Origin of the sequence: Hahella sp. HN01, from assembly GCF_018986435.1 — a bacterium.
Taxonomy (GTDB): Bacteria; Pseudomonadota; Gammaproteobacteria; order Pseudomonadales; family Oleiphilaceae; genus Hahella.
On sequence record NZ_JAHMIN010000016.1, the window covers coordinates 38289 to 50982 of the forward strand.

The 12694-nt window shown below is 53.2% G+C and carries 9 protein-coding genes; 3 read left to right on the forward strand and 6 right to left on the reverse strand.

Annotated elements, in window-relative coordinates:
• Window positions 1–5: 5 nt before the first annotated feature.
• Genes sdhA through sdhC form a run of 3 tightly spaced genes read right to left on the reverse strand, consistent with a single transcriptional unit; the run spans window position 6 to window position 2497 of the window.
• Complete coding sequence (gene sdhA, locus KP814_RS16410; protein WP_216737758.1) at window positions 6–1778, reverse strand: succinate dehydrogenase flavoprotein subunit; 1773 nt, start codon at window positions 1776–1778, stop codon at window positions 6–8.
• A gap of 3 nt (window positions 1779–1781) precedes the next feature.
• Window positions 1782–2129, reverse strand: a complete 348-nt coding sequence (gene sdhD, locus KP814_RS16415; protein ID WP_216737759.1) for a succinate dehydrogenase, hydrophobic membrane anchor protein — start codon at window positions 2127–2129, stop codon at window positions 1782–1784.
• The gene (gene sdhC, locus KP814_RS16420) at window positions 2123–2497 is read right to left on the reverse strand and encodes a succinate dehydrogenase, cytochrome b556 subunit (RefSeq protein ID WP_216737760.1); all 375 of its coding nucleotides are present in this window, start codon (window positions 2495–2497) and stop codon (window positions 2123–2125) included. The genes sdhD and sdhC overlap by 7 nt, the downstream gene beginning before the upstream one ends.
• 617 nt (window positions 2498–3114) lie before the next feature.
• On the opposite strand from sdhC, the gene gltA reads away from it, so the two are divergent.
• A complete protein-coding gene (gltA, locus tag KP814_RS16425; RefSeq protein ID WP_216737761.1) occupies window positions 3115–4389 on the forward strand; it encodes a citrate synthase in 1275 nt (424 codons plus the stop codon).
• 105 nt (window positions 4390–4494) lie between these two features.
• On the forward strand, window positions 4495–5382 hold the full coding sequence (locus KP814_RS16430) for an NAD(P)-dependent oxidoreductase (RefSeq protein WP_216737762.1): 888 nt from the start codon (window positions 4495–4497) through the stop codon (window positions 5380–5382).
• 91 nt (window positions 5383–5473) lie between these two features.
• Here KP814_RS16430 and topA read toward each other — a convergent pair whose 3' ends face one another.
• On the reverse strand, window positions 5474–8089 hold the full coding sequence (gene topA / locus KP814_RS16435) for a type I DNA topoisomerase (protein ID WP_216737763.1): 2616 nt from the start codon (window positions 8087–8089) through the stop codon (window positions 5474–5476).
• Window positions 8090–8313: 224 nt separating this feature from the next.
• On the opposite strand from topA, the gene KP814_RS16440 reads away from it, so the two are divergent.
• Complete coding sequence (locus KP814_RS16440) at window positions 8314–9012, forward strand: hypothetical protein (protein WP_216737764.1); 699 nt, start codon at window positions 8314–8316, stop codon at window positions 9010–9012.
• Window positions 9013–9131: 119 nt separating this feature from the next.
• On the opposite strand, the gene fadA is transcribed toward KP814_RS16440, so the two are convergent.
• Entirely contained in the window at window positions 9132–10307 is a 1176-nt protein-coding gene (gene fadA, locus KP814_RS16445) for an acetyl-CoA C-acyltransferase FadA (protein ID WP_127969457.1), read from the reverse strand.
• A gap of 34 nt (window positions 10308–10341) precedes the next feature.
• Window positions 10342–12489 carry a fatty acid oxidation complex subunit alpha FadB gene (gene fadB, locus KP814_RS16450; RefSeq protein ID WP_216737765.1) on the reverse strand — a complete coding sequence of 716 codons (2148 nt, stop codon included), beginning with the start codon at window positions 12487–12489 and terminating at the stop codon, window positions 10342–10344.
• Between the last annotated feature and the right edge of the window lie 205 nt (window positions 12490–12694).

Sequence of the window (12694 nt, forward strand, 5' to 3'; positions counted from 1 at the left end):
CGACACTAGTAACTACGAGCTTTCGGAGGAAATGGCTCCACAATTTTAGGCGCGAAGTTTACTTCCCGCTTGCTTACCCGCTTGTCCACAGGGAAGTAAAGAGAGTGCTTCAGCCAATTGTCGTCGTCCCGTTCAGTGTAGTCGTTACGGGCGTGCGCTCCGCGGCTTTCCTTTCTTTCTTCAGCCGCAACAGCCGTCGCATAAGCGACCTCGTACAGGTTATCCAGCTCTAAAGCTTCGATACGAGCGGTATTGAACGCCATGCTCTTGTCTTCAAGAACCGTGTTCTTCACACGTCCGCCCAATTCTTCCAGCAGCTTCAGACCTTTCTGCATGCTTTCGCCATCGCGGAACACACCGAAATATAGCTGCATAGTGTTCTGCAGGTCTTTACGTACTTCCGCCACTTTTTCAGAGCCGGAGCCGCTGTTCAGTCTGTCCAGACGCGCCATGGTTGCGTCGATATCGGATTCAGATGCGTCATCCACACCGTAACCGTCTCTCAGCATCTTCTCAATGTGAAGTCCTGCTGCGCGACCAAATACAACCAAATCCAACAGCGAGTTGCCGCCCAGACGGTTTGCGCCGTGTACGGATACGCATGCAGCTTCGCCACAGGCGAACAAGCCGTCGATGACTTTGTCGTTACCGTTTGCGTCCTGAGTCAGCGCCTGACCGCCGATGTTGGTCGGAATACCACCCATCATATAGTGACAGGTTGGAACAACCGGAATAGGTTCTTTTGCAGGATCTACGTGCGCGAATGTTTTCGACAACTCCACAATGCCAGGCAAACGCAGGTGTAGCGTTTCTTCACCCAGATGATCCAGCTTCAGCAATACATGGTCTTTGTTGGGGCCGCAACCACGGCCTTCAAGGATCTCCATAATCATGGAGCGGGCGACGACGTCACGACCAGCAAGGTCTTTCGCGTTCGGCGCATAACGTTCCATGAAACGCTCGCCTTCGCCATTGATCAGATAACCGCCTTCACCACGACAACCTTCCGTCACAAGTACGCCAGCTTCAGCGATACCAGTTGGGTGGAACTGCCACATTTCCATGTCCTGCGCCGGGAAGCCAGCGCGAAGAGCCATACCGACGCCGTCGCCAGTATTGATCAATGCATTAGTGGTGGATGCATAGATACGGCCTGCGCCGCCAGTAGCCAGAACTGTCGCCTTGGCTTTGACGTAAACAGTTTCACCAGTTTCGATGCAGATAGCCGTTACGCCAACTACCGCGCCAGACTGGTTTTTAACCAGATCAACTGCATACCATTCATTTAAAAAGGTAGTGCCGCCGCGCAGGTTGCCTTGATAAAGAGTGTGCAGCAGCGCATGACCAGTACGGTCCGCCGCCGCGCAGGTACGAGCAGCCTGGCCGCCCTTACCGAAATCTTTGGACTGACCGCCAAAAGGACGCTGATAGATGCGCCCTGTCTCCGTACGGGAGAAAGGCAGTCCCATGTGTTCCAGTTCAAATACTGCTTGAGGACCTACCGAACACATATATTCGATTGCATCCTGATCGCCGATATAGTCCGACCCCTTGACGGTGTCGTACATGTGCCAACGCCAATCGTCATTCGGGTCCGAACTGGCAATGGCGCAGGTGATCCCGCCCTGAGCGGAAACAGTGTGAGAACGGGTTGGGAATACTTTGGTGATACAAGCGGTTTTCACGCCGGACTGCGTCAACTGCAGCGCCGCGCGCATCCCGGCGCCGCCGCCGCCGATTACGATGGCATCGTAAGAAAGAGTTCTAAGTTTAGACATGGATTACAGCCCCCACAAAATTTGCACGCCCCAGATGAAGTAAACGAACATGATGGTTCCGCACGCGGCCTGCGCAACGAAACGGACCACGCCGTTTTTCATGTAGTCGGTGGTAATCGTCCACAAACCGATCCACGCGTGCGCACCAAGCGCCACCAGCGCAGCCAGGGAGAAAATTCTCATCCAAGTCTTGGCGAACAGTGCGCTCCATACTTCATAGGTCAGATCCGGCGTAAACACCAGGACGCCAACCATAAATGCGGTATAAAGAGCCAACACGACAGCGGAGACCCGCTGCACCATCCAATCATATGCGCCGCTACGGCCTAAATTGGTGACGCTGGTTACCATATCCAAACTCCCGCCAACAGAATGAGCACAACAGACACGGCTATCACAACCTTCGCTGCGATCTGCCCGCCCTTCAGGGTTTCACCGAAACCAGCATCCATAATGAGGTGCTTGATGCCAGCGACGAAGTGATAGAACAATGCGGCGAGAATGCCCCAAAGAATTAATTTTGCAAGAAAACTATCCATGACTGACTGAAGGGAAGCAAAACTTTCCTTGCTCGCCAGAGATGCGTCGAGCCCCCACAACAGGAACGCTATTGCAATGAAGATAATTACACCTGATATCCGATGCAGAATAGATGTAATTGCGGGTAGAGGAAAATGGAATTTCGTCAGATCTAGATTAACAGGTCTTTTGCTATTCACAGCTTCACACTCGATTATAGCCATACAGGCGGATTATTTAAGAATGGACCTATTTGGCGGCGGGAATCCTTATGAGGCCTCCGCTTACGGGTTGCAGATTATAGTTTCCCACCTGGTAAATTACAAACGCAACAACCGTTTATAGCCCACTTAATTTAGCGCCGGACATGAGCTTTTCTGATTTGGGCCGGCAATTTATTCTTTCATACGCAGTGTGAAGCCCCTCGGCTCAATACCCGGAAGTATTTTTTACGTATTCGAAGACTCCGTTTTCTTTACTGATAAAGCAACGCCCCTCCTCTTTATAAGCTATTTTAATTGGTGTTTTTTAAACACCATCGGCAGTATTTTCATTACAAGGGCTTAAAAAAAGTCGGTCAGACCATTATGATGACCTCGCTTTTTATTAAGCCGACCTTGTATAAAGCCAGAATAAAGGCTGAGAGGCCACTGACGAGCGTCAGTCTCCGCCCGCCGGTCCTAACCGGCGCCGGTTGTGATTGACGCCATTGCGCAAACAACGTCAGACCTACTTAGAAGTCGGCCTGTAAACACGACCGGGCGTCTATGCCCGGTAAACACGTACGCATCACTTTAAGTCGATATAGGAGAGCACCATGACTGACAAGAAAGCGACGTTATCGGTCAATGGTAAAACAATCGAGCTTCCGGTTTATTCCGGCACCACCGGCCCAGACGTCATAGATGTCAGAGGATTGGTTGAAGAAGGTTTGTTTACCTACGATCCAGGCTTCGTATCAACCGCAGCCTGCGAATCGCAAATCACTTATATAGATGGCGCCAATGGCGTACTACTACACCGTGGGTATCCTATAGAACAGTTGGCCGAAAAGTCCGACTATCTTGAAGTCTGCTACTTACTGATACACGGCGAACTGCCTACTGCGGAGCAGGCGGAAGAGTTCCGTAGCACGGTAAAAAATCACACTATGATCCACGAGCAGCTGAGAAACTTCTTTAACGGTTTCCGGCGCGACGCTCACCCAATGGCGATCATGTGCGGCGTTGTCGGCGCCCTGTCCGCGTTCTATCACGACACAATGGACTTCTCCGACGAGCACCATCGCGAAATCGCAGCATTCCGTCTGATCGCGAAAATGCCCACCCTGGCGGCGATGTGCTACAAGTACTCCACCGGCCAGCCGTTCATGTATCCCAGAAACGATCTGGACTATGCGGGCAACTTCCTGCACATGATGTTCGGCACTCCTTGCGAGCCCTATCAGGTCAACCCTGTAGTCGCCAAGGCTATGGACCGCATCTTTGTTTTGCATGCGGACCATGAACAAAACGCCTCTACATCAACCGTACGTCTGGCTGGCTCTTCCGGCGCCAACCCCTTCGCCTGTATCGCTTCCGGTATTGCTGCGCTATGGGGACCCGCTCACGGCGGCGCCAACGAAGCAGTGTTGAACATGCTCCTGGAAATCGGCGACGAATCCCGCATTCCAGAATTCATTCAGCGCGCCAAAGACAAGAGCGATCCTTTCCGCCTGATGGGCTTCGGACACCGGGTCTACAAGAATTTCGACCCACGCGCCAAAGTCATGAAGCAGACCTGTGACGACGTACTGAAAGAGCTTGGCTGCGAAAACGATCCACTGTTCCGCATCGCACGCGAACTGGAGCGCATCGCCCTGGAAGACCCCTACTTCGTAGAGAAAAAACTCTACCCCAATGTGGACTTCTACTCCGGCATCATCCTGCGCGCCGTCGGCATTCCGGTCTCTATGTTCACCGTCATCTTCGCCATGGCGAGAACCATCGGCTGGTTCTCTCACTGGCACGAAATGGTGAGCTCTTCTTACCGGATCGGTCGTCCGCGTCAGCTGTACACCGGACACACCTCCAGAGACTACCCAAGCAAATAAATAGTTTGCCGGTTGACTTGCAAAGGCCGCTTATGCGGCCTTTCTTTATTGGAGCAACCCGCGCACTATTAACCCATTGGATTTAACCACTCCAGGAAGATAAACATGGAATCAACTGAAACCGCCGCATTAGGAAGAATTTGTTTCATCGGCCTCGGCGTCATGGGATTCCCGATGGCCGGCCATCTCGCCAACAATGGCCACCAGGTCACCGTTTACAACCGCAACGTCGAAAAGTCGGAACGCTGGCTGAAGACCCACACTGGCAAGTTCATCCGCAAGCTGCGGGACGCAGCCCAATGCGACGTCATCATCTCTTGCGTCGGCGACGACAACGACCTGCGCAGCATCTACTTGGGCGAAGAAGGCCTGATCAATCAGTTACGCAAAGGCTCTCTGATCATCGACCACACCACTGCATCAGCCAGTGTCGCCAAAGAGCTGTTTGAAGCCGCCCAAGAGCGCAACATCGGCTTTCTTGATGCCCCCGTATCCGGTGGACAACAGGGCGCCGAGAACGGCGCGCTGACCATAATGTGTGGCGGCGAAGAAAAAGACTTTGCGAAGGCGGAACCCCTCCTTAAGCATTACAGCCGCGCAGCAACCCTGATGGGACATGCAGGCAGCGGCCAGTTAACCAAAATGGCCAACCAGATCGCTATCGCAGGGTTAGTGCAGGGACTGGCGGAAGCGCTGCACTTCGCAGAACAGGCTGACCTGGACCCGCAACAAGTGGTGTACGTCATATCCAAAGGAGCCGCGCAATCCTGGCAAATGGAAAATCGCCACAAGACCATGATCGCCGGAGACTACGAACACGGCTTCGCAGTAGACCTCATGCGCAAGGATTTATCCATCTGCTTACGCGAGGCCTCAAACAACAAGGCTCGACTCCCCATCACCGCTCTCGTCGATCAATTTTACGCCGAAGTACAATCCATGGGCGGGGGACGCTGGGATACATCCAGCCTGCTGGCGCGCCTAAAGAGATAACCCAGCACATTTACCTCAAAGCGCCAACTCAAACATCGGACAACAAAAAAGGGCGGTGATCAAACCGCCCTTTTCTTTTCGCACTTACAGACTACTTGTCTTTAGCCGCCCACTTTCCATCTTTGTAGAAAGCCGACCAGCCAGTGGGCTTACCGCCCTTCTCTGACATGACGTACTGCTGCTTGGTCTTGCGACTGAAGCGGATAATCGCCGGATTTCCTTCTGGATCACGAGTAGGCGCATCCAGCAGATAGTGATACTTAGGGTCAATTTCCTTCTTGTGAGGAATCAACTCCTCCACCAGAGGCGCCCGTGTTTCACGATTCTTGGGAAACTTACTCGCCGCCAGGAACAAGCCCGAAGCGCCATCACGCAGAACAAAGATATCGTCAACTTTGTCGCACGCGAGCTCAGGCATGACTACCGGCTCCATCTTGGGCGGCGCAGGCTCGCCATTCTTCAACAGCTTGCGGGTGTTGCCGCAGGTTGAACTGGTGCAGCCGAAGTACTTCCCAAAGCGGCCGGTTTTAAGCTGCATTTCAGCGCCGCACTTGTCACACTCCAGTGTCGGCCCATCGTAGCCAGCCACCTTAAACTGCCCGCCTTCGACCTCATAACCTTCACAGTCTGGATTATTACCACACACGTGCAGCTTGCGGGTCTCATCGATGACGTAGCTATCCATGGCGGTATCACAGATCGGGCAACGCTTTTTCGCGCGCAGCGCATTCGCTTCGCCTTCTTCATCGTCCGCGCGAATTACCTCATCGCCAGGGATCAGGTTAATCGTCGTCTTGCAACGCTCTTTCGGCGGCAGCGCATAGCCGGAACACCCAAGGAACACGCCAGTGGACGCAGTGCGAATCTGCATTGGACGCGAACAGGTCGGACACGTAATTTCCGTCTGCACCGCCTGATTAGCACGCATACCGCCTTCCATGTCCGCCTTTTCCAGCTTCTTGGCGAAATCGGAGTAGAAAGCATTAAGAACCTGCTTCCAGCCCTCGCTACCAGAAGCGATCTCATCCAGCTGACCTTCCATCTTCGCGGTAAAGCCGTAATCCATCAGATCCGTGAAGGCTTCCGTCAAACGATCCGTCACGATATCGCCCATCTTCTCCGCATAGAAGCGCCGGTTGGCCAGCTTCACATAGCCGCGCTCCTGAATGGTGGAGATGATTGACGCATACGTAGAAGGACGCCCGATACTCCGCTTCTCCAGCTCCTTAACCAAGGTCGCTTCCGTGTAACGCGGCGCAGGCTTGGTGAAGTGCTGAGTCGGCTCCAGTTTATCCAGATCCAACTGATCATTAATTTCAAACGCGGGCAACTCCGCCTCATCATCCTTCTTCGCTTGCGCAGGCAGCACTTTAAGGAAGCCGTCGAATTGCAAAAGCCGACCACGGGTTCTTAATTCAAAGTCTCCCGCCTGCACTTGGATACTGGTGCTAAGGAAGCGCGCATTTTCCATCTGACAGGCCACGAATTGACGCCAAATCAGGTCATACAGCTTCTCGGCGTCTTTTTCGAGACCGGAAATCTGGTTGGAGCCTACATTGATATCAGAAGGACGTATCGCCTCGTGCGCTTCCTGGGCCCGCTCTTTACTCACGTAAGTTTTCGGGTTTTCAGGCAGATATTTATCACCAAACTTCTTGCCGATAAATTCACGACAGGCGCTCACCGCATCCGCGGACAAGTTGGTGGAGTCCGTTCTCATATAGGTGATGTAGCCCGCCTCATAGAGACGCTGCGCCAACACCATGGTCTTCTTAACGCTAAACCCTAAACGGGTGCTCGCCGCCTGCTGCAAGGTAGAAGTGATAAATGGCGCCGGCGTCTTGGTGACAGAGGGCTTATCCTCACGATTGACAACCTTGAACGCCTGCAACTCCAGCAACGCAGTCAGCTTCTCAGACTGCTCTTTGTTGGTGGGCCGATAATTCTCACCCTTGTATTTGGCGACCTGGAATTTAGCTTGCTGCTTACTCTTGGACAGCAGCGCATGCAATTCCCAGTATTCTTCCGGCGTAAAGGCGCGGATTTCACGCTCACGCTCGACAATCAAGCGAACCGCGACGGACTGCACCCGCCCTGCGGACAAACCACGCGCAATCTTGGACCACAGCAGCGGCGACACCATATAGCCGACCACACGGTCAAGGAAGCGGCGCGCCTGCTGGGCGTTTACGCGGTTGTAATCAAGTTGACTGGGACTTTTGAACGCCTCCGTTATGGCGGATTTTGTGATCTCGTTAAAGACCACGCGACGATAACGGGAGTCATCGCCGCCAATAGATTCTTTGAGATGCCAGGCGATAGCCTCTCCTTCGCGGTCCAAGTCCGTTGCGAGATAGATCTGGTCGGCGCTTTTCGCCAGACGCTTCAGTTCTTCAACGACTTTTTCTTTACCTGGAAGGATCTCGTAGCGGGCCGCCCAATCATTTTCAGGGTCGACGCCCATACGAGAGATCAGCTGATCCCGGGCTTTACGTTTCTTGATGCTTTCGCGCTCTTCAGCAGGCAGCTTGCGCATTTTCGCCGCTTCCGCCGCACGCTCTTTCGGAGATGATGCTTCCTTACCTCCACTGGTCGGCAAATCACGAATATGCCCCACACTGGATTTGACTACATATTCCGAACCAAGATATTTGTTTATGGTTTTTGCCTTTGCAGGGGACTCCACGATTACCAGCGATTTACCCATAGCGGATGGTTCTTTGCTCCTAGTTGAAATAGCCGTCATATATTAGAGGTTGTAGTCGACGGGTCAAGTGATTGCCAGAAAATCTGGTATTTAATGTAAAAATAGCCGGCCAGGCCCAGTTTGTCGGCGTCTATTTAACTCCGATAACTTGCCCTACCCCACAATGTCGTTAACACTTAATAAGAACGACACATAAATTTATAAATGCTTCCGCCGCCTTTTATATGACAACTTTAATCGTCTTGCTCGCTATTTTCATAACCGCCTCGATCATCGTTAGCGGCGTTATGTACTCGCGACAGCAGGCGTTAGCTTACCGTCAAAGCCAACTGAAATCGTTAAAACAGAAATACGAAGAAATAAATTCGTTATTTCAGGTCATCATGCGAGTGGACGATTCCGCCAACATCGCTATCAGCCTCAACCACGCCATGATTGAAATCGCCCAGTCCATGACCAAAATGGACCGCAAATCGGAAGAGCTGCGCATCCTTTTAGACAACCTGAAACAAAGGGAGCGCGACTTGAAAACCGGCGTTCTTCTTCCCCAAGCGCAGAAAACGGTGACCAGCGACGCAGCGGTCGCCGCCATTCAGCGCTCTCTTTCTGAGTGCCTGCAAAAGCTGCAACGCTTCAAACTGCGCGGCTCACTACCCGTTCCTCTTTATGAGGAATACAGCCATCACCTGCGCGAGATGGCGCTTGACGTGGAAGTCGGCAGCCAACTACAAATGGCGGAAAGTCTGGTGGCTCAAAACGACAAAGCCGGCGCCGAGAAGCATTTCAAGCACGCTCGCGAGGCGCTCAAGCGCACACGCCTGGAAATCCCCAACAAGAACGACCAGATCAAAGAGATATCCGACAAGATCAAAAGCCTGATGCGAGACGGCGAGCCCCAGAATCGCTCCCAGGAAACCCAGTAAAAGCCTTGCGCCAACTTCAAGCCAACCAGCTTCACCCATAAAAAAATCCGGAGCCCCTTACGGGACGCCGGATTTCATCGCTTCCGATTCAGGTTTCCCCAAACCGAAGCCTCAACGTATTAGATACGCTCCCAAACGGTCGCAATACCCTGACCCAGACCGATACACATGGTGGATACGCCCAGCGTACCGCCTTTGGCGGCCATGACATTCAGCAAGGTAGTGGAGATACGCGCACCAGAGCAACCCAGAGGGTGACCCAAAGCGATAGCGCCGCCGTTCAGGTTAACTTTCTGGTCAACCACATCCATAAGCTTCAGATCTTTGATAACTGGCAAAGACTGTGCGGCGAACGCCTCATTCAGTTCCCAGAAATCAATATCTTCCACTTTCAGGCCTGCGCGCTTAAGCGCTTTCTTGGTCGCCGGCACAGGACCATATCCCATGATGGCGGGATCGCATCCGGCAGTAGCCATGGAGCGAATTTTCGCCATTGGCGTCAGCCCCAATGCCTGAGCCCGCTCAGCGGACATCAGCAGCATAGCGGATGCGCCATCCGTCAATTGAGAAGACTGACCCGCTGTCACTGTGCCGCTCTTAGGATCAAAAGCAGGACGCAGCTGCGCCAGACTCTCCGCCGTGGTTTCAGGACGAATCGTTTCATCATTCTCGATCAGCGCAGGGAAGCCGTCGTCGTCATGCCCTAAAATAGAGATGATTTCGTTACGGAAGCGCCCTTCCAGCGTGGCTTCGTGCGCCAAACGGTGAGAGCGAGCGCCAAACTCATCCTGCTGCTGACGGCTGATGCCGTGCATTTTCGCCAGCATTTCCGCCGTCAGACCCATCATGTTGGACGCTTTAGCGGAATACTTGCTTGCTGCCGGGTTGTGATCGAAACCTTGAGTCATGGGCACGTGCCCCATGTGCTCAACGCCGCCCACCACAAACACGTCGCCATTGCCCGTCATGATCGCCTGCGCCGCAGTATGAATTGCGGACATGGCGGAACCACACAAGCGGTTTACTGTTTGCGCTGACGAAGTATGCGGAATGCGGGTCAGCAGGGAAATCTGCCGCGCCACGTTGAAGCCTTGCTCCAGGGTCTGATTTACACAGCCCCAGATCAGATCTTCAACTTCCGCAGGGTCCACTTTGTCATTGCGGTCGAATAATGCGTCAATCAACGTCGCTGACAGCGTCTCTGCGCGCACGTTGCGGAAACAACCCGCCTTGGCGCGCCCCATCGGGCTGCGAACACAGTCGATAACGACAACGTCTCTTGGATTCAGACTCATATCATTTTCTCCGTCGGGAATTCTCTATCAGCAATTAGCCAAAAAACTTCTTGCCGGACTTAGCCATGTCGCGCAGCCCTTGGGTCGGATGATACAGAGCGCCCAGATCCGCATATTTATCAGCGATCTTGCAGAACTCTTCCACGCCCAGAGAGTCAATGTAGCGCAACGCGCCCCCACGGAACGGAGGGAAACCGATGCCGAAGATCAAGCCCATATCCGCTTCCGCCGCAGTCTCCACGATGCCGTCTTCCAGGCAGCGAACGGTTTCGATGCACAAAGGCACCATCATGCGCTCGATGATTTCCTCTTCAGAGAAGTCGCGCTGAGACTTCTGCACAGACTTAATCAGTGCGTCAACGCTGTCATCGACAATTTTCTTCTGCTTGCCTTTCTTATCCAGCTCGTAAGCGTAGAAGCCCTTGTCGCTCTTCTGACCGTAACGACCTTTATCGAACATGACGTCGATAATAGTTGTTTCGGAGTAGCTCATGCGATCAGGGAAACCTTCCGCCATTACGTCGCCGGCGTGCTTCGCTGTGTCCATACCTACCACGTCAAGCAGGTAAGCAGGACCCATCGGCCAGCCGAAACGCTCCATCACTTTGTCGACCTGCTGGAAATCGGCGCCGTCGCGCACCAATCCAATGAAGCCGCCAAAATAAGGGAACAGGATGCGGTTAACCAGGAATCCAGGGCAGTCGTTCACAACGATAGGCGTTTTACCCATCGCTTTGGCGTACGCCACAGTTGTCGCGACAGCTTTTTCACTGGTTTTCTCGCCGCGGATAACTTCCACTAAAGGCATCATGTGCACAGGGTTGAAGAAGTGCATGCCGCAGAAGTTTTCCGGACGCTTCAGGTTTTGCGCCAGACGATTGATGGAGATAGTAGAGGTGTTGGAGGTCAGGATAGTGTCCTCTCGCACCAGATCTTCCACTTCACGCAAAACGATGTCTTTGACCTTAGGGTTTTCAACAACCGCTTCAACTACCAGATCCACCGTTCCGAAGTCGCCGTAGCTCAACGTCGGAGTGATGCGGTTCAGCACATCCGCCATTTCACTCGCATTCATGCGGCCTTTGTCGACGCGCTTGGTCAGCAGTTTCTTGGCTTCTTTCAGGCCCAAATCAATACCGGACTGATTGATATCCTTCATCAGGATAGGCGTGCCTTTCAGCGCTGACTGATACGCCACGCCGCCGCCCATGATGCCTGCGCCCAATACCGCCGCCTGCTTTACTTCGCCGGCTTTAGGCTCCAGGTCTTTCGCTTTCTTCTTCAGCTCCTGATCATTCAGGAACAAGCCGATCAAGCTGTGCGCCACAGAGGTTTTCGCCATTTTCGCGAAACCTTTGGCCTCTACTTCGATCGCCTTGTCGCGAGTCATGCCCGCGTGCTTTTGCATCACCTTGATGGCTTCAACAGGCGCTGGATAGTTACGTCCAGCCTGGCCCGCCACGTAGCCTTTGGCGGTTTCAAACGCCATCATGCTTTCCATCGGGTTCAGCTTCAGCTTGCCGGTTTTTTCTTCCCGACGCGCCTTGTAGTCCAACTTGCCTTCGATCGCCTGACGCAACACAGACAGGGCTGCATCCATCAATTTCTCAGGGGCGACCGCTGCATCTACAGCACCTTCTTTCAAGGCCTGTTCCGCTCGTTTCTCGCCACTGGCGCAGATCCACTCGATCGCGTAGTCGGCGCCAACCAGACGGGATAAACGTACTGTTCCGCCGAACCCGGGGAAGATTCCCAGTTTCACTTCCGGCAGACCCACTTTCGCGCTGGTGGACATGACGCGGAAGTCAGTAGAGAGACACATTTCAAAACCACCGCCCAGAGCGATACCGTTAATAGCGGTCACAGTGGGGAATGGCAGATCTTCAACGGCGGAGAAAATCTTATTGGCTTCCAGGTTGTTGGCGACCAACTCTTCTTCGGAGCCGGCAAACAATTCCTGGAATTCAGTGATATCAGCGCCAACGATGAAACAATCTTTGTTGCTGGTAACGACAAGGCCGGTAATGCCTTGTTGACTTTGTAGTTTCTGGGTCGCTTCCGCCAACTCAGTCAGCGTCAAGCGGTTAAATTTATTAACAGACTCGCCTTGCAAATCGAAAGTTAGTACCGCGATACCATCCTCGATCTCTTTGACTGTGATGGCTTTACCTGCGTAAATCATCAACGGATCTCCAAGCATTGTTTAGCACTGGTTTATTGCCCTATAAACGGGTCCCAACGGACGCCTTGCCGGGCCGCCCTTCTCCGGAGCTTCGGAATCAAAGCCGATGCATCGAACAACAATTCATACGCTCGTTTGAATCAGGTCGCAACAACATGGATAATTTTGGCCCGTTTGTCAATCTCTTCCAAAAAAATTGGCGGCG

Coding starts and splice junctions, on each gene's coding strand:
- sdhA (WP_216737758.1), bottom strand. CDS start 1,778: ATGTCTAAACTTAGAACTCTTTCTTACGATGCCATCGTAATCGGCGGC.
- sdhD (WP_216737759.1), bottom strand. CDS start 2,129: ATGGTAACCAGCGTCACCAATTTAGGCCGTAGCGGCGCATATGATTGG.
- gltA (WP_216737761.1), top strand. CDS start 3,115: ATGACTGACAAGAAAGCGACGTTATCGGTCAATGGTAAAACAATCGAG.
- KP814_RS16430 (WP_216737762.1), top strand. CDS start 4,495: ATGGAATCAACTGAAACCGCCGCATTAGGAAGAATTTGTTTCATCGGC.
- topA (WP_216737763.1), bottom strand. CDS start 8,089: ATGGGTAAATCGCTGGTAATCGTGGAGTCCCCTGCAAAGGCAAAAACC.
- KP814_RS16440 (WP_216737764.1), top strand. CDS start 8,314: ATGACAACTTTAATCGTCTTGCTCGCTATTTTCATAACCGCCTCGATC.
- fadA (WP_127969457.1), bottom strand. CDS start 10,307: ATGAGTCTGAATCCAAGAGACGTTGTCGTTATCGACTGTGTTCGCAGC.
- fadB (WP_216737765.1), bottom strand. CDS start 12,489: ATGATTTACGCAGGTAAAGCCATCACAGTCAAAGAGATCGAGGATGGT.